This is a genomic window from Janthinobacterium sp. HH102 (genome assembly GCF_001758625.2).
Taxonomy (GTDB): Bacteria; Pseudomonadota; Gammaproteobacteria; order Burkholderiales; family Burkholderiaceae_D; genus Janthinobacterium.
The window spans coordinates 3,659,829-3,684,563 of the sequence record NZ_CP062062.1; the positions used below are offsets into that span (position 1 = coordinate 3,659,829).

The 24,735-nt window shown below is 62.3% G+C and carries 23 protein-coding genes; 15 read left to right on the plus strand and 8 right to left on the minus strand.

Features of this window, described 5'->3' with window-relative positions; all coding sequences use genetic code 11:
* Positions 1-45 precede the first annotated feature (45 nt).
* The 3 genes from JAB4_RS16605 to JAB4_RS16615 all read left to right on the plus strand — a co-directional run bounded on the left by JAB4_RS16605 (position 46) and on the right by JAB4_RS16615 (position 3,593).
* A complete protein-coding gene (locus JAB4_RS16605; RefSeq protein ID WP_121669532.1) occupies positions 46-981 on the plus strand; it encodes an ABC transporter substrate-binding protein in 936 nt (311 codons plus the stop codon).
* A gap of 77 nt (positions 982-1,058) precedes the next feature.
* Positions 1,059-2,558: a sugar ABC transporter ATP-binding protein gene (locus tag JAB4_RS16610; RefSeq protein ID WP_070218356.1), complete on the plus strand. Its 1,500-nt coding sequence runs from the start codon at positions 1,059-1,061 to the stop codon at positions 2,556-2,558.
* 24 nt (positions 2,559-2,582) lie between these two features.
* Positions 2,583-3,593, plus strand: a complete 1,011-nt coding sequence (locus tag JAB4_RS16615) for a ribose ABC transporter permease (RefSeq protein ID WP_070218357.1) — start codon at positions 2,583-2,585, stop codon at positions 3,591-3,593.
* A gap of 337 nt (positions 3,594-3,930) precedes the next feature.
* Here JAB4_RS16615 and JAB4_RS16620 read toward each other — a convergent pair whose 3' ends face one another.
* From JAB4_RS16620 to JAB4_RS16635, 4 genes are all read right to left on the minus strand, one after another.
* On the minus strand, positions 3,931-4,356 hold the full coding sequence (locus JAB4_RS16620) for a GNAT family N-acetyltransferase (RefSeq protein WP_070218358.1): 426 nt from the start codon (positions 4,354-4,356) through the stop codon (positions 3,931-3,933).
* 60 nt (positions 4,357-4,416) lie between these two features.
* Entirely contained in the window at positions 4,417-5,412 is a 996-nt protein-coding gene (locus JAB4_RS16625; protein WP_070218359.1) for an NADP-dependent oxidoreductase, read from the minus strand.
* Positions 5,413-5,496: 84 nt separating this feature from the next.
* The gene (locus JAB4_RS16630; protein ID WP_070218360.1) at positions 5,497-5,799 is read right to left on the minus strand and encodes a Dabb family protein; all 303 of its coding nucleotides are present in this window, start codon (positions 5,797-5,799) and stop codon (positions 5,497-5,499) included.
* 126 nt (positions 5,800-5,925) lie between these two features.
* Complete coding sequence (locus JAB4_RS16635; protein ID WP_070218361.1) at positions 5,926-7,104, minus strand: acetyl-CoA C-acyltransferase; 1,179 nt, start codon at positions 7,102-7,104, stop codon at positions 5,926-5,928.
* Positions 7,105-7,332: 228 nt separating this feature from the next.
* On the opposite strand from JAB4_RS16635, the gene JAB4_RS16640 reads away from it, so the two are divergent.
* Positions 7,333-9,033: an MFS transporter gene (locus tag JAB4_RS16640; RefSeq protein ID WP_070308452.1), complete on the plus strand. Its 1,701-nt coding sequence runs from the start codon at positions 7,333-7,335 to the stop codon at positions 9,031-9,033.
* Between the two features lie 110 nt (positions 9,034-9,143).
* Here JAB4_RS16640 and JAB4_RS16645 read toward each other — a convergent pair whose 3' ends face one another.
* On the minus strand, positions 9,144-9,347 hold the full coding sequence (locus JAB4_RS16645; protein WP_070218363.1) for a hypothetical protein: 204 nt from the start codon (positions 9,345-9,347) through the stop codon (positions 9,144-9,146).
* Positions 9,348-9,462: 115 nt separating this feature from the next.
* Complete coding sequence (locus tag JAB4_RS16650; protein WP_070218364.1) at positions 9,463-10,416, minus strand: LysR family transcriptional regulator; 954 nt, start codon at positions 10,414-10,416, stop codon at positions 9,463-9,465.
* 110 nt (positions 10,417-10,526) lie between these two features.
* On the opposite strand from JAB4_RS16650, the gene JAB4_RS16655 reads away from it, so the two are divergent.
* The 3 genes from JAB4_RS16655 to JAB4_RS16665 all read left to right on the plus strand — a co-directional run bounded on the left by JAB4_RS16655 (position 10,527) and on the right by JAB4_RS16665 (position 12,215).
* Positions 10,527-10,766, plus strand: a complete 240-nt coding sequence (locus JAB4_RS16655) for a DUF2798 domain-containing protein (protein WP_070218365.1) — start codon at positions 10,527-10,529, stop codon at positions 10,764-10,766.
* Between the two features lie 101 nt (positions 10,767-10,867).
* Entirely contained in the window at positions 10,868-11,266 is a 399-nt protein-coding gene (locus JAB4_RS16660) for a VOC family protein (protein ID WP_070218366.1), read from the plus strand.
* A 100-nt stretch (positions 11,267-11,366) separates the two neighbouring features.
* Entirely contained in the window at positions 11,367-12,215 is an 849-nt protein-coding gene (locus JAB4_RS16665; RefSeq protein WP_070218367.1) for an alpha/beta fold hydrolase, read from the plus strand.
* A gap of 146 nt (positions 12,216-12,361) precedes the next feature.
* On the opposite strand, the gene JAB4_RS16670 is transcribed toward JAB4_RS16665, so the two are convergent.
* Positions 12,362-14,449, minus strand: coding sequence for a 3-hydroxyacyl-CoA dehydrogenase NAD-binding domain-containing protein (locus JAB4_RS16670; RefSeq protein ID WP_070218368.1), 2,088 nt, complete (start codon positions 14,447-14,449; stop codon positions 12,362-12,364).
* Positions 14,450-15,003: 554 nt separating this feature from the next.
* Between JAB4_RS16670 and JAB4_RS16675 the strand changes: the two genes are divergently transcribed.
* Genes JAB4_RS16675 through JAB4_RS16690 form a run of 4 tightly spaced genes read left to right on the plus strand, consistent with a single transcriptional unit; the run spans position 15,004 to position 19,941 of the window.
* The gene (locus JAB4_RS16675) at positions 15,004-17,067 is read left to right on the plus strand and encodes a PAS domain-containing methyl-accepting chemotaxis protein (RefSeq protein WP_071650139.1); all 2,064 of its coding nucleotides are present in this window, start codon (positions 15,004-15,006) and stop codon (positions 17,065-17,067) included.
* A gap of 3 nt (positions 17,068-17,070) precedes the next feature.
* Positions 17,071-17,895, plus strand: coding sequence for a protein-glutamate O-methyltransferase CheR (locus JAB4_RS16680; RefSeq protein ID WP_070218369.1), 825 nt, complete (start codon positions 17,071-17,073; stop codon positions 17,893-17,895).
* On the plus strand, positions 17,892-18,422 hold the full coding sequence (locus JAB4_RS16685; RefSeq protein WP_070218370.1) for a chemotaxis protein CheD: 531 nt from the start codon (positions 17,892-17,894) through the stop codon (positions 18,420-18,422). The genes JAB4_RS16680 and JAB4_RS16685 overlap by 4 nt, the downstream gene beginning before the upstream one ends.
* Positions 18,409-19,941 carry a chemotaxis protein CheW gene (locus JAB4_RS16690; RefSeq protein WP_227741971.1) on the plus strand — a complete coding sequence of 511 codons (1,533 nt, stop codon included), beginning with the start codon at positions 18,409-18,411 and terminating at the stop codon, positions 19,939-19,941. The genes JAB4_RS16685 and JAB4_RS16690 overlap by 14 nt, the downstream gene beginning before the upstream one ends.
* Before the next feature lie 6 nt (positions 19,942-19,947).
* Here JAB4_RS16690 and JAB4_RS16695 read toward each other — a convergent pair whose 3' ends face one another.
* On the minus strand, positions 19,948-21,600 hold the full coding sequence (locus JAB4_RS16695; RefSeq protein WP_070218371.1) for a 3-(methylthio)propionyl-CoA ligase: 1,653 nt from the start codon (positions 21,598-21,600) through the stop codon (positions 19,948-19,950).
* Between the two features lie 250 nt (positions 21,601-21,850).
* Here JAB4_RS16695 and JAB4_RS16700 point away from each other — a divergent pair, with 250 nt between their 5' ends.
* The 4 genes from JAB4_RS16700 to JAB4_RS16715 all read left to right on the plus strand — a co-directional run bounded on the left by JAB4_RS16700 (position 21,851) and on the right by JAB4_RS16715 (position 24,707).
* Positions 21,851-23,293: a YdiU family protein gene (locus JAB4_RS16700; protein ID WP_071650143.1), complete on the plus strand. Its 1,443-nt coding sequence runs from the start codon at positions 21,851-21,853 to the stop codon at positions 23,291-23,293.
* Positions 23,294-23,302: 9 nt separating this feature from the next.
* A complete protein-coding gene (gene msrB / locus JAB4_RS16705; protein ID WP_070218372.1) occupies positions 23,303-23,704 on the plus strand; it encodes a peptide-methionine (R)-S-oxide reductase MsrB in 402 nt (133 codons plus the stop codon).
* A gap of 74 nt (positions 23,705-23,778) precedes the next feature.
* Positions 23,779-24,408, plus strand: coding sequence for a septation protein A (locus JAB4_RS16710; protein WP_070218373.1), 630 nt, complete (start codon positions 23,779-23,781; stop codon positions 24,406-24,408).
* Positions 24,405-24,707, plus strand: coding sequence for a BolA family protein (locus tag JAB4_RS16715; RefSeq protein ID WP_225317325.1), 303 nt, complete (start codon positions 24,405-24,407; stop codon positions 24,705-24,707). The genes JAB4_RS16710 and JAB4_RS16715 overlap by 4 nt, the downstream gene beginning before the upstream one ends.
* Positions 24,708-24,735: the final 28 nt, after the last annotated feature.

The window sequence follows — 24,735 nt, forward strand, 5'->3', positions numbered from 1 at the left end:
CCGTAGCACCGTTTGTTTTTACAATAAAAACCCTTGGAGATCCTCATGAAAAAAGTCATTACCGCCACCCTGCTGCTGTCCGCCGCCTGCGGCGCCTTCGCCGCCGACAAACCGCTGAAATCGATCGGCGTGAGCGTGGGCGACCTGGCCAACCCGTTTTTCGTGGCGATTGGCCGCGGCGCGGAAGAAAGCGCGAAAAAGCTGGGCGGCCCCGGCGTGAAAGTCACCACGGTGTCCAGCAAGTATGACCTGAACACCCAGGTGGACCAGATCGAAAACTTTATCGCCAACAAGACCGACATCATCATCCTGAACGCCGTCGATTCCAAAGGCATCGCCCCGGCCATCAAGAAAGCGCGCAATGCGGGCGTGGTCGTGATCGCCGTCGACGTGGGCGCCGTGGGCGCTTCGGCCACCGTGATGTCCGACAACACCATGGCCGGCGACGTCTCGTGCGCCTACCTGGCCAAGCAAATTGGCGGCAAGGGCAATGTCGTGATTCTCAACGGCCCGCCCGTCACCTCCGTGATCGACCGCGTCAATGGCTGCAAGAAAACCCTGGCCGCGTTCAAGGATATCAAGATCCTGTCCGACAACCAGAACGCGGGCGGCAGCCGCGACGGCGGCATGACCGTGATGTCGAATCTGCTGACGGCCCATCCGAAGATCGACGGCGTGTTCGCCATCAACGATCCGACGGGCATCGGCGCCGAACTGGCAATCAAGCAATCGAAGCGTACGGACGTGAAACTGATCACGGCCGTCGATGGCGCGCCCGATGGCCAGAACGCCCTGAAAAACAAGGCCGGCCTGTTTGCCGCCACCTCGGCGCAAAACCCGTACCGCATGGCGACCGATGCCGTGCAGATGGGCTACGACATCATGAACGGCCGTACGCCGAAGCAGACCATGGTGCTGTTGCCGACCCCGGCCATCACCAAGGAAAACGTCGCCACCTACACGGGCTGGGTAAAGAACTGATCTGCCTGACCTGAACCACGTGGCGCCGCCGGCCAGTTCGCGGGCGGCGCCAGTTTCACCAGCAAGGAAGGACAGTCATGAGCGACAATATTATTTTTGAAATGCGCGGCATCGAGAAGCGCTTCGGCGCCACGCGCGCGCTGCGCGGCGTGCACCTGACGGTGCGCAGCGGCGAAATCCATGCCGTGATGGGAGAGAATGGCGCCGGCAAGAGCACCCTGATGAAGATCCTCTCGGGCGTGTACACGCCCGATGCGGGTGAAATCCTTCTCGACGGCAAGCCGATCAGGATCCGCAACCCGGGCGAGGCCCGCGCCCTAGGCATCAACCTGATTTACCAGGAACTGAGCGTGGCCAAGAACATGACGGTGGCGCAGAACGTCTTCATGGGCAGCGAACCGCAAGGCCCGTTCTGGACCGTCAAGGGCGGCGAAATGCGCGCGCGCACGAACGCCATCCTGGCCGACCTCGGTTCCCGTTTCGACGCCGACACCATGGTCTCGACCCTGTCGATCGCCGAGCAGCAGCAGGTGGAAATCGCCCGCGCCCTCGTGCACGAAAGCCGCATCCTGATCATGGACGAGCCGACGGCCGCCCTGTCCGACCGGGAAACAGAACAATTGTTCCGCATCATCGAAGAGCAGCGCGACAAGGGTCTCGCCGTGCTCTACATCAGCCACCGCATGGCCGAGGTGGAACGCCTGGCGCGCCGCATCACGGTGCTGCGCGACGGCGCCTATGTGGGCGAACTGGGCAAGGACGAACTGGATCAAAAGAAAGTCGTGCAAATGATGGTGGGCCGCCCCGCCGACGACTTTTATGCGCACCAGCGCCGCACCACGCGCGGCGCCGAGCGCTTGCGCGTGGACAAGGTAGGCGGCGGCAAGGTCAAGCCCGCCTCGTTCGCCCTGCATGCGGGCGAAGTGACGGGACTTGCCGGCCTGGTCGGCGCGGGCCGCACGGAACTGGCGCGGCTGATCTTTGGCGCGGACAAGAAACAATCGGGGCAAGTGTGGCTGGACGGCCAGGAAGTGCACATCCACCGGCCGCTGGCGGCGATTCGCCACGGCATCGGCTACCTGCCGGAAGACCGCAAGAGCCTGGGCTTGTTCATGCAGTTGTCGGCCATGGAAAACATGTCGATGAATATCCTGTCCAGGCATGCGACGGCGGGCGTGGTCAACCGTGGCGCCCTGACCCAGCTCACGCGCGAGGCGATTGCCAACCTGAACGTCAAGGTCTCCGGCCCGGACGGCATCGTTGGAGGCTTGTCTGGCGGCAACCAGCAGAAAGTCTTGCTGGCGCGCTGGCTGGCCATCGCCCCCAAGGTGCTGATCCTCGACGAACCGACGCGGGGCGTGGACGTGGGCGCGAAGAGCGAAATCTACAAGATCATCCACCAGCTGGCGGACGCGGGCACGGCCGTGCTGTGCATTTCCAGCGAACTGGCCGAGCTGGTCGGCATCTGCGACCGCGTGATGGTGATGTGCGAAGGACGGCTGACGGGCGAAGTGACGGGCGACGATATCACGCAGGAAAACATCCTCGCTTACGCCACCCAGCTGGAAGCGGCATAAGAATAATCATTCAGGAGATAGACCATGACAACGAGTACCACCCGCGGCGCGGCACGCGCCGGCGAACCCTTCAATGCCTCGAACCTGATGCGCCGCCTGGGCATGCTGCCCGTGCTGGTCGTGCTGTACCTGGCCATGTATGGCCTGACCGTGTATTTCTCGGCCGACGGTACGTCCACGTTCATGACCAGCAACAACACCATGAACATCTTCCGCCAGGTATCGATCAACATCGTGCTGGCCTCGGGCATGACTTTCGTCATCCTGACCAGCGGCATCGATTTATCGGTCGGCTCCGTGCTGGCCGTCTCGGCCGTGGCAGGCATGCTGATGTCCTTGTCTGCCCAGTTCGCCGGCTTTTCGATTCCCGCGTTTCTGATCGTCGGCTTGCTGCTGGGCGCGCTGAACGGCGTGCTGGTCGCCCTCGTCGGCCTGAACCCGTTTGTCGTGACCCTGGGTACCATGACGGCCCTGCGCGGCGCAGCCTATCTGCTGGCCGACGGCACCAGCGTGCTGAACACGGAAATCCCGAGCTTCGAATGGATGGGCAACGGCAGCTTCCTGGCCGTGCCCTGGCTGATCTGGCTGGCCGCGGCCGTCGTGCTGCTGACCTGGTTTATTTTGCGCAAGACCACATTGGGCCTGCATATCTACGCCGTCGGCGGCAATATCCAGGCGGCCCGTTTGACGGGCATCAAGGTCGGTCTCGTGCTGATGTTTGTCTACACCATCAGCGGCCTGTTCGCGGGCCTGGGCGGCGCCATGTCGGCCAGCCGTCTGTATGCGGCCAACGGCAACTGGGGCACGGGTTATGAGCTGGACGCCATCGCGGCCGTCGTGCTCGGCGGCACGAGCCTGATGGGCGGCGTCGGTTCCGTCTGGGGCACCGTCATCGGCGCGCTGATCATCGGCGTGATGAACAACGGCTTGACGATCCTGGGGCTGTCGTCGTTCTGGCAGTATGTGGCGAAAGGTGTCGTGATCGTGCTGGCCGTGATTCTCGACAAATGGCGTCAGAGCCACGCGCAGAACTGATGGTGCTGGTGGTGTCGGGTTACGTGCTTCGCACTAACCCGACCTACCATGGCCGTCACAAGCCGGCGTAGGTCGGATTAGGCCGCAGGCCGTAATCCGACAACACCTGATGGTGCTGGTGGTGTCGCGTTACGCGCTTCGCGCTAACCCGACCTACCATGGCCGTCACAAGCCGGCGTAGGTCGGATTAGGCCGCAGGCCGTAATCCGACAACACCTGATGGTGCTGGTGGTGTCGGGTTACGCGCTTCGCGCTAACCCGACCTACCATAGCCGCCATAGGCCGGCGTAGGTCGGATTAGGCCGCAGGCCGTAATCCGACAACACCGGAAGCACCGTTAAAACACCAGCCGCATCTCCACATGCGCAATCCCCGCCTCTTCAAACACCTCCCCCTGCTGCACGAAACCGTGGCGCGCATAGAATGGCGCGGCCACGGTTTGCGCGTTCAGCACCACCGCCGCATCGCCGCGTTCGCGCGCCTTGTCCATCAGCAAGGTCAAAATGGCGCCGCCCACGCCGGTGCCGCGGCCCGGCTGGCGCACGGCCATGCGGCCGATGTGGCCATCGGGCAATAGCCGGCCCGTGCCGACGGCGTTGCCCGCGTCGTCATAGGCCACGGCATGCAGGCAGACGGCGTCCATGTCGTCGAGTTCGATCTCGGCCGGCACTTTCTGTTCATCGACGAAGACTTCAAAACGGATGGCGGTGGCATCAAGGCCCAGGGTGGCCCAGTCGCCGAGGCGGATGGTGTGCTTGGTCATGGTGTAAGGTAGAAAGAGACAGGCCGTTATTGTCGCACGGCCTGCCTTTCGAGAGGGAGATCAGCTGAGCTTGACCAGCTGCTTGCCGAAGTTACGGCCTTTCAACAGGCCGATGAAGGCTTCCGGCGCGCTGGCCAGGCCCTCGGCCACGGATTCGCGGAATTTCAGCTTGCCCGTCGCCACCAGGGTACCCAGTTCCGCCAGGCCTTGCGGCCAGAATTCCGGCTGCTCGGAAACGATGAAACCGCGCATGGTGAGGCGGTTGGTGAGGATGAAGCGCGCATTGTTGAGCGGCGTCGGTTCGCCGTTGTAGCCGGCTATCCAGCCGCACAGGGCCACGCGGCCAAACGCGTTGGTGCGCGCCAGGGCCGCGTCGAATACGGCGCCGCCCACGTTTTCAAAGATGGCGTCGATGCCGTCCGGCGTGGCAGCCGCCAGGTCGGCTTCCAAGTTGCCCGCCTTGTAGTCGACGCAGGCATCAAAACCCAGCTCGTCGACGACATATGCGCACTTCTCCGCCCCGCCCGCGATGCCGACGACCCTGCAACCTTTCAGTTTCGCCAGCTGGCCCACGACGCTACCCACGGCGCCGCTGGAGGCCGACACGACCACCGTTTCGCCCGCTTTCGGCGCCATGATCTGGTTCAAGCCATACCATGCCGTCATGCCCGGCATGCCGACGGCGCCCAGGTAGGCCGACGCGGGGATGTGCGTCGTATCGACCTTGCGCAGCATCGTGCCGTCCGACACGGCCACTTCCGTCCAGCCCAGGGTCCCCACCACCGTGTCGCCGACGGCGAACTTTGGATGCTTCGACTCGAGCACCACGCCCACCGTGCCGCCGATCATGGTTTCATCGAGCGCTTGCGGCGCCGCATAGCTTTTATTCGTGCTCATGCGCCCGCGCATGTAGGGGTCCAAGGACAGATACTGGTTACGCACCAGTAATTCACCATCCTTGATGGCTGGAATTTCTTTGGTTTCCAGACGGAAGTTATCCGGCTGCACTTCTCCCGTGGGACGCGAGGCGAGGACGATGCGTTGGTAGGTGGTCATAAGGGTTCCTGTTTGTGGGGTGAATTCAGAATTTAGCCCGTAACGCAAGAGCTGGGGTCAGACCCGGCGGGTCTGACCCCGGATTTACACTTCGTAATCCATGCATTGCCGCGCTTCGCGCACGGCGCCAAAAAACGGCTTGATCTTCACGTGCTCGGGGTGGTTCTGGTAGGCATCGAGCGCTGCGCGGCTGGCGAATTCGCTGTACAGGACGATGTCGTAGGTCGCTTCCAGGCCCGGCTGGGCCACGGCTGCCTCGAATTTCAGGATGCCGGGGACCAAATCCGAACAGGAATCGAGCAGGGCTTTCAGTTTCAGGGCATTCGTGGCGCGGTCGGCGCCTTCGGCGTGGTCTTTGAGTTTCCAGAAAACGATGTGCTTGAGCATGGTGGCAGCTGCTTGTTTATTAATGAACCATTACTGTACCCGCTATCGGCGCGCCTTGCAGAAAGTGACCGGCAAAAGAAAACGGGCGGCACTCAGGCCGCCCGCAGACTGGCTGTCAAGCAAGCATCACAGCACTTCGAACAGCCCCGCCGCGCCCTGGCCGCCGCCGATGCACATGGTGACGACCACGTATTTGACGCCGCGGCGCTTGCCTTCGATCAAAGCGTGGCCCGTCAGGCGCGCGCCCGACACGCCGTATGGGTGGCCGACGGCAATCGCGCCGCCATTGACGTTCAGGCGGTCCATGGGGATGCCCAGGGTGTCGGCGCAATACAGCACTTGCACGGCAAACGCTTCGTTGAGTTCCCACAGGCCGATGTCGGCCACCGTCAAGCCCGCCTTTTTCAGCAGTTTCGGAATCGCGTACACGGGGCCGATGCCCATTTCATCAGGTTCGCAGCCGGCCACGGCAAAGCCGCGGAAGACGCCCAGCGGCTGCAGACCTTTCGCTTCGGCCACTTTCGCGTTCATCACGATGGCCATGGACGCGCCATCGGAAAACTGGCTGGCATTGCCGGCGCTGATGACGCCGCCGGGCATGGCGGGGCGGATCTTCGCCACGCCGTCATACGTCGTGTCGGCACGGATGCCTTCGTCGGCGGCAATCGTCACTTCGCGCGACACCAGCATGCCGCTGGCCTTGTCGGCCACGCCCATGATGGTGGTCATCGGCACGATTTCCGCGTTGAACAGGCCAGCAGCCAGGGCGCTTGCTGCGCGCTGCTGGCTTTGCGCACCGTAGGCATCCTGGCGCTCGCGCGAAATCTGGTAGCGCTTGGCCACGGTTTCGGCCGTCTGCAGCATGGGCCAGTACACTTCCGGCTTGTGCTGCTGCAGCCAGACTTCCCTGTACATATGCGTGTTCATTTCATTTTGCACGCAGGAAATCGATTCCACGCCGCCGGCCGCATAGATATCGCCTTCGCCCGCGATGATGCGCTGCGCCGCCAGGGCGATGGCCTGCAAGCCCGAGGAACAGAAGCGGTTGACGGTCATGCCGGCCGTGGTGACGGGGCAGCCGCCGCGCAAGGCCACCTGGCGCGCGATATTGCCGCCCGTGGCGCCTTCGGGGAAGGCGCAGCCGACCAGCACGTCTTCCACTTCTTCCGCCTCGATGCGCGCGCGCTCGACGGCGGCCGCCAGCACATGGCCGCCCAGGGTGGCGCCATGCGTCATGTTGAACGCGCCCTTCCAGGACTTGGCCAGGCCCGTGCGGGCGGTCGATACGATGACGGCTTCATTCATGCTGTGTCTCCTTGTGGGGATATTATTGGGTGGGGTGTCTGCGGAATGAGAATAGCACATTTAAGTACGGTCGTTCGCAAAGTTGGAATGATCGGCAATTTGTAAGCTTGGTGTAAGTTTCAAGCAAGCATGACGTAAGGTTCGGAGAACACACTCGCCCCAAGCTGTTGCAAGAATGGTCAAAAAGACCTCGGCACCAGTTCACTATAAAACATAGGGAGACAAACCATGGCATCACCATCCGGCTCGGCCGACGTACGGAAAATGTCCACCAAGGGAACGCCGATTACGCCCGAGGAACGCAAGGTCATCTTTGCATCCTCGCTCGGCACCGTTTTTGAATGGTACGATTTTTACCTGTACGGTTCGCTGGCATCGATCATCGCCAAGCAATTCTTCATCGGCGACCCCACCACCACCTTCATTTTCGCGCTGCTGGCCTTTGCCGCCGGCTTCATCGTGCGTCCGTTCGGCGCGCTGGTCTTCGGCCGCCTGGGCGACATGATCGGCCGCAAGTACACTTTCCTGATCACGATTCTGATCATGGGCGGCTCCACCTTCATCGTCGGCTTGCTGCCGGGCCATGCGTCCATCGGCATCGCCGCACCGATCATCCTCGTCATCCTGCGCATCCTGCAAGGCCTGGCGCTGGGCGGCGAATACGGCGGCGCAGCCACCTATGTGGCCGAGCACGCGCCTGAAGGCAAGCGCGGCGCGTTCACGGCGTGGATACAGACGACGGCAACGCTGGGCTTCTTCCTGTCGCTGATGGTCATCCTGGGCACCCGCCTGGCGACCGGCGAGAAGGATTTCGAGGCCTGGGGCTGGCGCATTCCCTTCCTCGTTTCCGTCATCCTGCTCGGTATTTCCGTGTGGATCCGCCTGGCCATGAATGAATCGCCGGCGTTTGCCAAGATGAAGGCCGAGGGCAAGACCTCGAAGGCGCCGCTGACGGAAGCGTTCGGCAAGTGGAAAAACCTGAAGATCGTCATCCTGGCCCTGATCGGCCTGACCGCCGGCCAGGCCGTCGTCTGGTACACGGGCCAGTTCTACGCCCTGTTCTTCATGATCCAGACCCTGAAAGTGGACCTGGCCACGGCCAACGTGCTCGTCGCCATCGCCCTGCTGCTGGCCACGCCGTTCTTCCTGTTCTTCGGCAGCCTGTCGGACCGCATCGGCCGCAAGTACATCATCCTCGGCGGCTGCCTGATCGCCGCCCTGACCTACTTCCCGATCTTCAACGGCCTGACCCACTTCGCCAATCCGCAGCTGGAAGCTGCACTGAAGAACTCGCCAGTGGTGGTGGTGGCCGATCCCGCTTCCTGCCACTTCCAGTTCAACATGACCGGTACCAAGAAGTTCCCGTCGTCGTGCGACATCGCCACGGGCTTCCTGTCGAACAGCTCGGTGAACTACACGAAGGAAGACGCGCCAGCGGGCAGCATCGCCAAGGTACGCATCGGTGCGAAGGAATTTACCTCGTTTAACGCCGTCATGACGCCGGACGGCCTGAACTTCGATGCCGAGAGCAAGGCCCATGAAGCAGCGCTGAAGAAAGAAATCGGCGCCGGCATCAAGGAAGCGGGCTACCCTGCGAAAGCCGATCCGGACCAGATCAACAAGCCGATGGTCGTCTTGCTGCTGTTCATCCTGGTGCTGTACGTGACCATGGTGTACGGCCCGATCGCCGCCATGCTGGTGGAAATGTTCCCGACGCGTATCCGTTACACCTCGATGTCGCTGCCCTACCATATCTGTAACGGCTGGTTCGGCGGCTTGCTGCCGACCACGGCCTTCGCGCTGGTGGCCTTCAAGGGCGATATCTATTACGGCCTGTGGTATCCGATCGTCGTCGCCCTGGCGACTGTCGTGATCGGCACCCTGTTCGTCAAGGAAACCAAGGACAACAATATCTACGCCGACGACTGATCCGATGCAAGCCCCGGCCGCCAGGCCGGGGCCCGCAAAGCAAAACGCCGCTGACTGGTCAGCGGCGTTTGTTTTTTTAAGCAGCGTATGCGGCGCAGGCGGCGGCAAGCCTATTTTTCGCTCTTGCCCTTTTTCAGCTGGTCGCGCTGCTGCACGTATTCCTGGTAGCTGGTCTGGTTGCGCTTGCGGCAGGCGTTGCGGTCGTCGAAATTATTGAGGCTGTTGCAATACTCGCCGATCTTGTCCCGGTTCGCGTCATACAGTACTTCGCAGCCAGTGATGGCCAGCAAGAAGGGAACGATCAGATATTTCATTGCTACTCTCATGGATAGGGACGGATTGCGCGAAAAAACACCAGATTGCCCGCTGGATAAGCGTGCAGCTTTATCTTAACGCGATCCTGGCGAAAAGTACAAGCGCTCGGTATTACTAAATAGAAAGGATTCCCGGCGTGCCGCGCGCCAGGGCAGCCACCTCTTCGGCACCGGCATCCTCATTCAACAGCGGGTTGGCCGCCGCAAACGCCGCCAGATGCTCGAGCAGCACGCGCACGCGGGCCGGCAGGTAGCGCCGCTGCGTCCACACGGCATACACATGGCGCGGCTGCGGCATCCAGTCGGGCAGCACGCGCACGAGCGAACCGCGCGCCACCTCGTCGCGGCACTGCAAAAGCGGACACAGCAAGATGCCGATGCCCGCGTCGGCCATTTCCACGGCCAGGCGCATTTCGTTGACGCGCAGGCGCGCCTGCGGCTCGATCAGCATTTCGGCGCCGTCGCCGGGCCGCCGCAAGCGCCAGCTGCGCAACGGTTCGGCCACGATCAGCTCGTGCCGCTCGAGGTCCTGCAAGTCGCGCGGCACGCCGGCGCGCGCCAGGTAGCCGGGCGCGGCCACCATCACCAGCGCGGCGCTGCCCAGGCGGCGCTGCATCAGCGAGGAGTCATCCAGCGCGCCCACGCGGATGGCCAGGTCGGCGCCGCTGCCCACGAGGTCTTGCAGCAGGTTCGACAGTTCCAGCTCCAGGCGGATATCCGGATACTGCTGCATGAAACTGACCCAGGCCGGCGTCAGCAAGCCGCTGGCGAAGTTGACGGGCGCCAGCACGCGGATGCTGCCCGAGACGGCCGACAGGCTGGCGTCGAGCTGCTGCGTCGCCTGCCGCAGCGCGTGCACGAGGGGACGGCACTGCTCGTAGTATTGCCAGCCTTCCGCCGTCGGCTGCAGGCGGCGCGCGCTGCGGTTCAGCAAACGGTAACCGAGCTGGCTTTCCAGCTTCTGCAGCCGGCGCGTGACGGTGGCGGCGGGCAAGTCTTCCTTGACGGCCGCCGCATGCAGGCTGCCCGCCTCGACGATGGCGACAAACAGGGCTAGATCATCAAGCATGATTCGTCGAGCATGATTGCATTTTCGGAATTTGAAATTAAAAATATGGCTCTAGTATAGATTGCCGCAAGTTGTTACGCTGCATATCTTCACCATTTTGAAAGTGTCCCATGACCGACGCCCTGCGCCTGCGCTGCGTATTTGCCTTTCTGATGTCGCTGCTCATGACCCTGCTGATGAGCGCCTGGGTCACCTGGCTCAATATCGGTTTGCAGGCGGACTTCCTGCCCCGCTGGCGCCATGCCTTCTTTGCCGCCTGGCCCGTGGCCTTCTGCGCCGTGATGCTGTTCGCGCCCCGCGTGCAGCTGATGAGCCGCAACATCGTGGCGCGGCTCGCCCGCCGCCCTTAACCGGCAGTCGGCCAGCAACAGTATCACTCGGTCACTCCCGCCCACGGCCGCCCTGATCCGGGCTATGCTATGGCCGTCCTGTTTTTTACAGCGGAGTGCCCATGCTCGATCACGTATCCCTCACCGTCAGCGACCTGGAACGCGCCGAGCGCTTCTACGACGCCGTCTTTGCCGCGCTCGACGTGCCCAAGGTAGGCAGCGACCATGCCAACGCCTGGATAGGCTACGGCGAGCGCAGCGATGCACAGCACCCCGAGCGCAGCTACTTTTCCGTGCGCCTGGGCCCGCAGCCCGACGACGCGCCGCGCCGCCACTGCTGCTTCAAGGCCCCCTCGCGCGCGGCCGTGGACGCGTTTTGGCAGGCCGGACTGGCGCATGGCGGCATCGACCTGGGCGCGCCCGGCCTGCGCCACTATCACGCCAGCTATTACGCGGCCTTTCTGTTCGATCCCGACGGCAACCGCATCGAAGCCGTCTGCCACCGCGCCGAGGCCGGCTGACAGGTGGGGAAATCCGGCTCTGTTCGGCATTTCCACTTCGAGACGATTTGCCTATAATGGCTGGCACGCCATACCGGTCCGTGAACAAAGAAGGAGATTCATGCATCATCTATTCGTCGGCCGCCCCGCGCGCACCATGCTCCTCTCCAGCGCCGGCTTGCTGCTGGCAGGCTGTTTTTCCGGCTGCTCTCTGTTTCCATCCGCCCCGGCCACGCCAGGTGTGCCGGCCACTGCGGCCCTGCCCGACGCCAGCATCGCGTATACCCTGAGCGGCCGGGACGGCTTGCCCGTCGTGTTCCAGTCGGCCATGGGCGACGGCAAGGATGTATGGGCCAAGGTCGTGCCGGAAGTCGCCCGGCAGCACCGCGTGCTCGTCTACGACCGTCCCGGCTATGGCGACAGCCAGAAGACCACCACGCCGCGCGATCCCTGCACCATCGCCGCCCAGCAGCGCGCCCTGCTGGCGCAAGCGGGCCTGAAGCCGCCGTATATACTGGTCGGCCATGGCTTGGGCGGGCTGTACCAGTATGTGTATGCCAGGCTGTACCCGCAGGACGTGGCCGGCCTGGTCCTGCTCGACCCCACGCACCCGCAGCAGTGGAACCGCCTGCAGACGGACGCGTCCACCTACGCCATGCTCGTGAAGACGCGGCGCAAACTGATGTTCAACAGTACGGAATCGGCCGAGTTCGATGCACAGACGCAATGCCTGCAACACGTCGACATGAACAGCCCGCTGCGCGTGCCCGCCATGCTGCTGGTGCGCGACAAGTTCGGCATCGAGGAAATGGGCTCGTTTGAAAACGTGGTGCGGGCGCAGGAAAAGGATTGGCAGCGCCTGTCCGGCGCGCCGGCCATCGAGCGCATCACGGGCGCCGGCTATTACATCCAGAAAGACAACCCCGTCATCGTCAACGAGGCGGTCAAGATGGTGGCGAAGAAGAAGTAAACATGCTTGCTGGCGTCCTTGGTGGTGTCGGATTACGCGGCCTGCGCCGCTAATCCGACCTACGCCTCTACGAGGGCTCAAGAGCCGGGTAGGTCGGATTAGCGTGGCAAAGCCGCGCGTAATCCGACAATACTGTTGGCATCGGCTTAGCTATTGAAACCCTTGCCTTCGCCTGCCAGCTTCACCAGCAGGGGCGCCGGCGTCCACGCTTCGCCGTGGCGGCCTTTGGCGTAGCCGGCGATCGTATCGAGCACGTTCGGCAAGCCCACCGTGTCCGCGTAGAACATCGGGCCGCCGCGGAACAGCGGGAAGCCGTAGCCCGTCAAATACACCATGTCGATATCCGAGGCGCGCAGGGCGATGCCCTCTTCCAGGATGCGCGCGCCTTCGTTGACCAGGGCATACACGAGCCGTTCGACGATTTCCTGGTCGCCGATCTTGCGCCGCGTCACGCCGATGTCGGCGGAATGCTGAACGATCATGGCGTTGACCTGTTCCGACGGATACGCCTTGCGGTCGCCCGCCTTGTAGTCGTACCAGCCGGCGCCCGTCTTCTGGCCGTAGCGCCCCAGTTCGCACAGCAGGTCGGCCGTCTTCGAATACGTGACGTCCGGCTTTTCCACGTAGCGGCGCTTGCGGATGGCCCAGCCGATGTCGTTGCCGGCCAGGTCGCCCATGCGGAACGGGCCCATGGCGAAGCCGAATTTCTCGACGGCTTTGTCAACCTGCTCAGGCAAGCAGCCTTCTTCCAGCAGGAAACCGGCCTGGCGGCTGTATTGCTCGATCATGCGGTTGCCGATAAAGCCGTCGCATACGCCCGAGACGACGCCCGTTTTTTTCAGCTTTTTCGACAGCGCCAGCGCCGTCGCCAGCACGTCCTTGCCCGTTTCCTTGCCGCGGACGATTTCCAGCAGCTTCATGACGTTCGCGGGGCTGAAGAAATGCGTGCCGATCACGTCTTGCGGGCGCTGGGTGAACGCGGCGATCTTGTCCAGGTCCAGGGTGGACGTGTTCGAGGCGAGGATGGCGCCCGGCTTCATGACGGCGTCGAGCTGCTTGAAGACGGTTTCCTTCACGCCCAGTTCTTCGAACACGGCTTCGATGACGATGTCGGCTTGCGCGATGTCGGCATACGCCAACGTGCCGCTGACCAGCGCGATGCGCTGCTCGGCCTTCTCTTGCGTCAACTTGCCCTTCTTGACCGTGTTTTCATAATTCTTGCGGATCGTGGCCAGGCCTTTGTCCAGCGCTTCCTGCTTCGTTTCCAGCAGCATCACGGGAATGCCCGCGTTGGCGAAGTTCATGGCGATGCCGCCGCCCATGGTGCCGGCGCCCACGATGGCCGCGCTGGCGATCGTGCGCACGGGCGTGTCGGCCGGCACGTCGGGCACCTTGCTGGCGACCCGTTCGGCAAAGAAGGCGTGGCGCAGGGCTTTCGATTCCGGCGACTGCACCAGTTGCATGAACAGTTCGCGTTCGTACTTCAAGCCATCGTCGAATTTCATCGTCACGGCGGCCGCCACGGCGTCCACGCATTTGAGCGGTGCGGGGAACGGGCCGGACATGGCTTTGACGGTATTGCGCGAAAACTGCAGGAACGCTTCATGGTTCGGGTAATCGACCTTGCGCTCGCGCACTTTCGGCAGCGGGCGCACGTCGGCTATCTTCGTGGCGAAGGCCACGGCGGCGGCCAGCAAGTCGGCGCCGGGGGCGATGACTTCGTCGAACAGGGCCGTGCCGGCCAGTTTTTCGGACGCCACGGGCGTGCCCGAGACGATCATATTGAGGGCCATTTCCAGGCCCAGCACACGCGGCAGGCGCTGCGTGCCGCCCGCGCCCGGCAAGATGCCGAGTTTGACTTCCGGCAAGGCCATCTGCGCGCCAGGCGCGGCCACGCGGTAGTTGCAACCGAGCGCCAGCTCCAGGCCGCCACCCATGCAGACGCTGTGGATGGCCGCCACGACAGGCTTGGTCGACTGTTCGACGACGTTGATCAGGGTGTGCAGGGTCGGTTCCGTGAGCGCCTTGGGCGAATTGAATTCCTTGATATCGGCGCCGCCCGAAAAGGCCTTGCCGGCGCCCGTGATGACGATGGCTTTGACGGTCTCGTCCGCCAGCGCCTGGCGGATGCCGGTCACGGCGGCCGTGCGCGTCGCCAGGCCCAGACCATTGACGGGCGGATTGGCCAGGGTAATGACGGCAACGGCGCCGTTCACTTGATATTCAGCACTCATGTCTCTTCCTTATTGGTTTTGCTCAACGTATGAGGTGGTTGCAAGGGATGAAGCTTTACTATACCGTATAAAAGAACGCTCGTATTATTTTTGTCGTGTGCGCGCGGCCGCCAGCATGCTACGCCATGGTACAACATCGTTTGCGGATCGATTCTGCTGCCGACAGCAAACTCCGGCAGAAGCTATCAATTGGATATTCATTCAAATAACAAAACCGCAATAATAATAACGTCGTTTTATTATGCGAAGGAATGCGTTTGTGATATGCCGGCATGGGGTAATTACGACAATTCTTACATTATTTATTCCCTCCCCTTGTTTTTCGCCAGACGCTGGGGAATAATAAAATTATTGATTAAAATCAATACTCTACAATTTATCTCCTATAGGCCAAGCGCAGAAAAAACGTGGGCGGCAGTTCATTGCGCACATTCTCACCGATTATCACCAAATCACGGCCGATGCAATGACATTTTTGCCTTATACGGATAGCAGAAAAATAATAACAGCAGCCTTATCGCCCCCATTCCTCTTCTCATATCGAAGGACATACTATGGACGCAGCCAGCCATGTCAGCCCCACGCAGGATCTGGACTTAGAAGCGATAAATACTGCATTGAACCGTGTCCAGGCCGTCATCGAATTCGAACTCGACGGCACCATCCTGCATGCGAATGACAATTTCCTGCGTGTCGTCGGATACAGCCTGGCCGAGGTGCAAGGCAAGCACCATGCCATCTTCTGCGATCCCGAGTATGTAAAAACGGCCGAATACGCCAACTTCTGGGCCAAGCTGGCACGCGGCGAATTCGACCAGGGCGAATACAAGCGCCGCGCCAGGGATGGCCGAGAAGTGTGGATCAACGCGTCGTACAACCCCATCCTCGACGCGGACGGCAAACCGTATAAAGTCATCAAGTTCGCCACCGACATCACGGCCAGCAAGCACCGCAACGCCGATTATGAAGGCAAGATCGACGCCATCAGCAAGGCCCAGGCCGTGATCGAGTTCCGGCTCGACGGCACCATCATCCGCGCCAACGACAATTTCCTCAAGTCCGTCGGCTACACGCTCGACGAGATCGAAGGCAAGCACCACCGCATGTTTTGCGAGCCCGAGTACGCCAAGAGCGCGGAGTACGCGCAGTTCTGGCAAAAACTGGGCAAGGGCGAGTTCGACGCAGGCGAATACAAGCGCCTCACCAAGGACGGACGCGAAATCTGGCTCAATGCCTCGTACAACCCCATCTTTGACGCGGAGGGCCGCCCCTTCAAGGTGGTCAAGTTCGCCAGCGATGTGACGGCCCTGAAAAAGCGCAATGCCGAATACGAAGGCAAGGTCAGCGCCATCGGCAAGGCACAGGCCGTGATCGAATTCGACATGCAGGGCAAGGTGCTCGATGCCAACGGCAATTTCCTCGCCGTCATGGACTATGACTTGAGCGATATCCAGGGCGAACACCACCGCATGTTCTGCGAGCCCGAGTATGCGGGCAGCGCCGAGTACAAGAAGTTCTGGCAAAAGCTCAACCGGGGCGAATTCGACGCGGGCCGCTACAAGCGCCTGGGCAACCATGGCAAGGTGGTGTGGATACAAGCGACCTACAACCCCATCCTGGACCTGAACGGCAAGCCGTATAAAGTGGTCAAGTTCGCCATCGACATCACGGACCAGGTGAACCTGGAAAACAGCATCCAGGCCAAGGCCGCCAACGACAGCCGCAAGGTCAATGCCCTGCTCGACTCGGTGGCGCGCGCGGCGCAAGGCGACCTGACCTGCCATATCGTGCCCGAAGGCGGCGAACCGATCGATTTGCTGGCCGGCGGCATCAGCAAGATGATCGTCGACTTGCGCGGCGTCATCGGCAACGTGGTATCGGCGGCCAACGGCTTTGCCGAGGCTTCGCACACCATCGCCGAACGGGCCACGGGCGTAGCCGTGGGCACGCAGGCGCTGGGGGCCACGGTGGAAGAAATGAACGCCTCCATCGACGGCTTGACGTTTTCCATCAATTCCATCGCGGAAAACACCTCGAACGCCGATTCGCTGGCGAAAGCCACGCAGCAGGAAGCGGAATCGGGCGCGCGCGCCGTCGCCAAATCGATCGAGGCGATGGACCTGATCAACCGCTCGTCGGAAGACATCGGCGAAATCGTCAAGGTCATCAGCGAAATCGCCAACCAGACCAACATGCTGGCCTTCAATGCGGCCATCGAGGCGGCGCGCGCGGGCGAGCACGGCCTGGGCTTTTCCGTCGTCGCCGACGAAGTGCGCAAGCTGGCCGAGCGTTCCTCGCAGGCGACCAAGGAAATTTCCAAGCTGATCAACGAATCCGTCAAGCGGGTGTCCACCGGCAGCGAGATTTCGCGCCAGGCCAGCGATGCCTTCGACAAGATCGTCTCGGGCGTGGCCAAGACCACGCTGGCCATCTCCGATATCTCGAAGGCGGCCAACGAGCAGCTGCTGACGGCGCGCGAAGTGTCGACGGCGATCCAGTACATCGCCGAGGAAACGGAAAAGTCGGCCGCCAACTGCGACAGCATCGCCCGCTCGACGGATGGCTTGAACGAGCGCGCGGGCAGCCTGAACCAGACTGTCTCCGGCTTCGTGGTGTAGGCCATGAGCCACGCGGCCACCTTGACGCCCGAGGTGCTGACGACGCTGATCGCGCTGGTGCGCCAGCATACGGGCATCGCCATGGCCGCGCGCAAGAGCGTCTTGCTGGAACGGCGTTTGCAGCCGCGGCTGCATGCGCTGTCCCTGCACAGCTACCAGGCTTACCTGGACCGGGTGGCCAGCGACCGCGACGAGGTGGTCCATTTCATCGACCTGGTGACCACCAACGACACCCTGTTCTTCCGCACGCCGCAGGTCTGGGACTACTTCCGCGACCGCTACCTGCCCGCCTGGGCGCGCGCCCATCCCGACGGCTGCCTCGCCATCTGGTCCGCGGCCGCCGCCAGTGGCGAGGAGCTGTATTCGATCGCCATGCTGTGCGAGCAATTCAAGCTGCAAGTGCCCGCCTTCCGCTACCAGATCCTGGCCAGCGACATTTCGCTGCAGATCCTCGCGGCGGCGAAGGCCGGCCAGTACAGCGGGCGCTCCGTCGAGCGCATCCGGCTGTCGCACCAGGACTTGCTGCGCAAATATTTCTCGCCCGCGCCATATGGCGTCAAGGTCAACGACGAGCTGCGGCAACACGTCAGCTTTGCCCAGCATAACTTGCTCGAAGCGCTGCGCCCGGCGCGCCAATTCGATCTGGTGTTCCTGCGCAATGTACTGATTTATTTCGACGCGGCGCACCAGGAAACCGTGCTGCGCCAGGCCCGCCTGAGTCTCAAGGATGAGGGCCGGCTGATCCTGGGCGAGTCGGAAACGATCGCCCGCCTCGGTACCGGCTATCAGTTCGAGTTTCCCATGATTTACAAGGCGGGTAGCGCATGAGCATCATCATCGAACATGGCCTGGCGCCGCACCATGTTGGCATGGGGCAACTTAGCGTCGGTACGCATGGCGAGCAGCTGCAAGCCTTGCTCGGCTCCTGCATCGGCATCGGCTTCATCTGGAAGAACGGCCCCTGCTGCGGCCTGGCCCACTGCTTGCTGCCGGAAGCGCCCGGTGCCGGGCATGCCCTTGGCGCCCGCTATGTGAGCCAGGCCGTGCCCTCGCTGCTGCGCCTGATGGGCGTGCGCCAGGCCGATTATGCCGATATCGACGTGGTGCTGGCAGGCGGCGCCAGCATGTTCGGCCCCGCCCACGTCCACGGCCGCCTGCAGGTGGGCCGGCAAAACGCGGAAGCGGCGCAAAAATACCTGGCCCAGTGCGGCTTGCACGTCAGTTTTTGCGCGCTGGGAGGCCGCCACGGGCGCCAGCTGCTGATCGATTGCGCCCGGCACAGCTACGCCGTCACCGAGGTGGTGGCGCCACCCGAATGGATTCCACGCAAGGAAGGCGCATATGGATATGCATGAAGCGACGGGCTTGCAGGCCCATGGCGCAAACGACACGGCCGCCGAACTGTTCGGCTCCTTCCACCTGGGCGGCGATGAATTCGCCCTGCCCGCCAGCTGCATCCGCGAAGTGGTGAACTATCCCGCGAAAGTCACGGCCCTGTCCCTGTCGCCCGCGTATCTGGAAGGCATGTTCACCTTGCGCGGCAGCGTCATTCCGGTGGTCAACCTGGGGCGCTTGTTCCGCGCCGATGCGCCGCGCGCCGTGGGCACGGACAAGATCGCCATCCTCGATTTCCAGCAAGTACTGATCGGCATCGTCTTCCAGGATACGGGCGAAATCCTGCGCGTGCCCGCCAGCGCGCGCAGCGCCCTGCAATATGCGGCCAGCGACAGCCAGGCCGTCATCGCCGGCACGATTTTGCTCGATGGCGGCGCGCGCCTGCTGCAGATACTCGACCCGCACGCCCTGCTGCGCATCGAAAACGTGCCCCACGTATTGGCGCTGCAGGCGACGGGCGCCAAGCTGAGCACGGCCCGCTACCATGCGCAAAGCGAACGCCGGCAATGCGTCAGCTTCCATGCGGCCGGCGCCACGTTTGCCTTCGAAATGCTGGCCATCCAGGAAATCATCAAGGTGCCGGAACTGCACAGTTCCGTGCTGAACAACGAACTGTGCCTGGGGCGCATGCATTTCCGCGGCAACCAGGTGGCCGTCGTCGACTTCGGCGCCCTGCTGCAGGCGCCTGCGTACGACAAGGCGGCCAGGGAAGCCACGCCGGACCAGCGCGTCATCGTCGTGCGCCTCGACGGCACGACCGTGGGCTTCCTCGTCGACTCCGTCGACAGCATCGTGCATTTCTTTGGCGACCAGGTGTTGCCGATTCCCCTGCTGAGCAAGGCGCGCGCCGCCATGTTTGCCGGCTGCATCACGAAAGAGGGCCTGGGCGACATCATTTTCCTGAACCACAAGGACATCCTGTCGCAGGCGGAGATCGTCGAGATGCGCGACGGCCACGCGCGCCTGTACCCAGCCGACACGGAAATGGGCGCCGCCACGCACAAGGCGCGGCGCCGCGTCTACATTACGTTTACAGTGGAAACCCGCTTCGCCGTGGAAATCGGGCAAGTGCGCGAAATCATCGATTTCAGCCACGCCATCACCACGCCGCCGGGGATGCCGGCCTGCATGCTCGGCATGCTCAACTTGCGTCAGCAAATGATCAGCATCATCGATCTGCGCCAGCTGTATGCGATGCCGGCCCTGCCGGACGCCAGCAGCGGCAAGATCTTGATCGTGGAACGGGGCGCCGAACGCTACGGCTTTCTCGTCGACCACGTCGACAACATCATGACCATTTCCGACAGCCAGCGCTTTGCGGCGCCGCAAATCATCCGCACGGGAGAGCATGACGACTTACGCAGCGAAATGGATGAAATGATCGACATCGGTACGGATGCGCAGCGCCAGACCCTGTCCGTCTTCCAGTGCGATCATCTGCTGGAAAAGCTGGAGACGGCGCTGCCGCGAGCGGCCTAGGATTCCTTACATCCCCGGCAACTGGTGTCCCTTGAACTGCTCGCGCAGCTTGTTCTTCTGGATCTTGCCCGTGGCGCCCATGGGCAAGGCGTCGATGAACAGCACGTCGTCGGGCGTCCACCACTTGGCGATCTTGCCCTCAAAGAACTGCAGCAAGGCGTCGCGCGTGACCGTCATGCCGGGACGCAACACCACGACGAGCACGGGACGCTCGTCCCATTTCGGGTGGAACACGCCGATGCAGGCCGCCTGCAGCACGGCCGGGTGGGCCATGGCCAGGTTTTCAAGGTCGATGGTGCCGATCCACTCGCCGCCCGACTTGATCACGTCCTTGCTGCGGTCCGTGATCTGCATGTAGCCGTCCGCATCGATGGTGGCCACGTCGCCCGTGGGGAACCAGCCATCCTGCAGCACTTCGCCGCCCTCGTTCTTGTAGTACGAGGAAATGATCCACGGCCCCTTCACCAGCAGATGGCCATACGCCACGCCATCCCATGGCAATTCCTTGCCGTCATCGTCGACGATCTTCATGTCCACGCCGTAGATCGCATGGCCCTGCTTTTGCAGTATCTTGCGCTGCTCGTCCTTCGGCAAGTCCAGGTGCTTGGTCTGCAAGCCGCCCGCCGTGCCCAGCGGCGACATTTCCGTCATGCCCCAGGCGTGGATGACCTCGATGTCGAACTTGTCGATCAGGGTATCCATCATGGCCGGCGGGCACGCCGCGCCGCCGATCACCGTGCGGCGGAAGGTGGAAAACGTCAAGTTATTCTGCAAGGCGTGGTTCAGCAAGCCCAGCCAGACGGTGGGCACGCCGGCCGAGAACGTCACTTTTTCCGCCTCGAACAATTCATACAGCGACTTGCCGTCCAGCGCCGCGCCGGGAAACACCATGCGCGCGCCGGACAGGGGCACGGAATACGGCAAGCCCCAGGCATTCACGTGGAACATGGGCACGACGGGCAGCACCGTGTCGGAGGCGCGCACGTTCAGGGCGCTGGGCATGGCCGACGCATACGCGTGCAGCACGGTCGAGCGGTGCGAATACAGGGCGCCCTTGGGATTGCCCGTCGTGCCCGACGTATAGCACAGGGTGGCGGCCGAGTTCTCGTCGAACAAGGGCCATGCGTAGTCGTCCGAATGCGTGGCGATCAAGTCTTCATAGCACAGCAGGTCGGGGATGGTGCTGCTGGCGGGCATCCGCTCGCGGTCGCACATCAGCACGAAATGGCGGACAAAGGTGCAGTCGGCGGCGATTTTCTCCACCACGGGCAAAAAGGTCAGATCGAACAATAAAACCTGGTCTTCCGCGTGGTTTGAGATGTAGGCGATCTGGTCGGGAAACAGGCGCGGATTGATCGTGTGCAAGACGGCGCCCGAGCCGGACACGGCATAATAGGCTTCCAGGTGGCGGTAGCCATTCCAGGCCAGGGTGGCGACCCGGTCGCCCATGCCGACGCCGAGGCCATGCAAGGCATTGGCCAGCCGGCGCGCGCGCTGGTGGCAATCGCGGTAGGTGTAGCGGTGCATATCGCCTTCCACCCGGCGCGAAATGATTTCGCTGCCGCCATAATGACGCGCTGCAAACTCGATAATGCTGGAAATCAGCAGGGGCTGATTCATCATCTGGCCCATCACTGGACTCAAGGGGAATGCCGACATCGTGTCTCCTGGGGTGGCTACTCGGTTATTGTTGGAATTGACAGATTTTTCCTAGTTTCGTACGGTCGTGCGGAAATCGTCAACGCATTTCGATATTGCGCTGCAGCATGGAATTTTTGATTCCGTTTCCAGCCGCATGGGCAAGCGCCACGCGCCTTGGCGCGGTGCGGTAAAATCGCATTCCAGGCTGGCGCACCTTGCCGGTCCACCTTATTTGACTGGAATTGCCATCACCGCTCATACCTTACCACTGGATAACGCCTTTGCGGCCCTGCCGCCCGCGTTCTATACGCGCTTGATGCCCACGCCCCTGCCCGCCCCATATTTCGTGGCCGCCAGCGCCGCCGCCGCCGCCCTGATCGGCCTCGATGCGGCGCGTCTGGCCGAGCCTGATTACGTGGCGCTGCTGGCCGGCAATGCGGTTGCCGAGCGCTCGCAGCCCCTGTCGGCCGTGTATTCGGGCCACCAGTTCGGCGTCTGGGCCGGCCAGCTGGGCGACGGCCGCGCCATCCTGCTGGGCGATATCGCCACAGCGAGCGGCCCCATGGAGCTGCAGCTGAAAGGCGCCGGCGCCACGCCGTATTCGCGCATGGGCGACGGGCGCGCCGTGCTGCGCTCGTCCATCCGCGAATTCCTGTGCTCGGAAGCCATGGCGGCGCTCGGCATTCCCACCTCGCGCGCGCTGGCCATCATGGGTTCGCAGCAAGGCATCATGCGCGAAACGGTGGAAACGGCGGCCGTCGTCACGCGCATGGCGCCCACGTTTGTGCGCTTCGGCTCGTTCGAACACTGGTTTTACCGCAAGCAGCCGGACGAACTGAAAATCCTCGCCGATTACGTGATCGACAGTTTTTATCCCGAGTTGCGCGTCGCAGCAAATCCATACCAGGCCTTGCTGGCCGAGGTCTGCGTGCGCACGGCGCACATGATCGCGCAGTGGCAAGCCGTCGGCTTCATGCATGGCGTGATGAATACGGACAATATGTCGATCCTGGGCCTGACGCTCGATTATGGCCCGTTCGGCTTCATGGAAGCGTTTGACGCGGAACACATCTGCAACCATACGGACCAGCAGGGCCGCTATTCCTATGCCAACCAGCCGCAAGTGGGCCACTGGAACTGCTATGCGCTGGGCCAGGCTTTGCTGCCCTTGATCGGCGAAGTGGAACTGGCGCAGGCGGCGCTGGACACGTACCAGGGCGCGTTCGCCGAGAAAATGAATAGCTTGCTGCGCGCCAAGCTGGGCTTGCAAACGAGCCAGGACGGCGATACGGCCTTGTTCGACAACATGTTTGCGCTGATGCAAGCCAATCATGTGGATTTCACGAACTTCTTCCGCGCCTTGTCTACACTGCAGGTGGCAGCGCCCGAACATGACACCATGCTGCGCGACATGTTCATCGACCGGCCCGCCTTCGATACGTGGGCGGCGACGTACCGCGCGCGCCTCTTGCTGGAAAACAGCGTCGATGCCGAACGGCAAGCGGCCATGAACGGCGTCAACCCGAAATACGTGCTGCGCAACTATCTGGCGCAAGTGGCCATCGAGAAAGCCCAGCAGCAGGACTACACGGAAGTGGCGACATTGCTGGAAGTTTTGCAAAAGCCATTTGACGAACAGCCCGAACACCAGCACTATGCGGCCCTGCCGCCCGACTGGGCCAGCCACCTTGAAGTCAGTTGCTCATCCTGAGGAGTCATTATGACCACGAATAAAGTCAAGAAAACCGACGCCGAATGGCGCGCCATGCTCGACTCGATGCAATACGAAGTCACGCGCCACGCGGCCACGGAACGGGCCTTCACGGGCAAGTTCTGGGACCACCATGAACACGGCATCTACACCTGCGTCTGCTGCAACACGCCCCTGTTCGCGTCGGACACCAAATTCGATTCCGGCTGCGGCTGGCCCAGCTACTTCCAGGCGCTGGACCCGGCGAATGTCACGGAAATCGTCGATCGCAGCCACGGCATGGTGCGCACGGAAATCGTCTGCGCCGTCTGCGACGCCCACCTGGGCCACGTCTTCCCGGACGGCCCGCCGCCGACCGGCTTGCGCTATTGCATCAATTCGGCCTCCTTGCGCTTCGATCCGCAGCCTTGATCTGGCGATGGCTTGGGCGTTGCTCCTAAGCCATTCCTAAGATGATTCTAATAAGACCAGTGTAAAGTCTCGCCATGAAATTTCTATTCGACCTATTCCCCCTGATTGCCTTCTTCACCGCCTTCAAATTGGGCGGCATGTATGAAGCGGCCACGCACGATTTCGTGCAGCAATATTTGTCCGGCTTCGTGTCTGGCGGCCTGATCAAGGCCGACCAGGCGCCGTGGATACTTGCCACCCTCGTCGGCATCATCGCCACGGCTTGCCAGGTCAGCTATCTGCTGCTGCGCGGCCGCAAGGTGGACGGCATGCTGTGGCTGTCGCTGTTCATCTTTGTCGTGTTCGGCGGCGCCAGCATCTATCTGCATGACGATTTCTTCCTGAAATGGAAGCCGACCCTGATCTACTGGCTGTCCGGCCTGGCCCTCTTGATCGCCCACGTGGGTTTCAAGAAAAACCTGATCCGCAAGACCATGGAAGCGCAAGTGCAGTTGCCCGATGCCGTCTGGAACCAGCTGCTGGCCGCATGGATCATCTTCTTTGGCGCCATCGGCGCACTGAACCTGTTCGTCGCCTTCGTGCTGTACAAGGGCGACATGGCCGCCTGGGTCAGTTTTAAAGCGTTTGGCGCGACGGGCATCTTCTTTGCCTTCATCGTGGCGCAAACCCTGTTCCTGGCCAAACATATCAAGGAAGACGCATGATGAGCTCCACCACTGAAAACACCGCGCCGGAAACGCGCATGCAGCGCATTCGTACCCGCCTGGAAACGGCACTTTCCCCTCTGGAATGCGTGCTGGAAGACGACTCGGCACGCCACCGGGGCCATGCGGGCGCCGCCTCGGGCGGAGGCCATTACAATCTGCGCATAATTTCTAGTCAATTTGAGGGGCTCAGACTCGTCATGCGTCATCGACTGGTGTATGATTCCGTGCACGATATGATGCATAATGAGATACATGCATTGGCGATTGTGGCCCTGGCGCCGTCCGAAGTAGTGTAAGGACGGCGTTTTTGGCGTACCGGGGCGA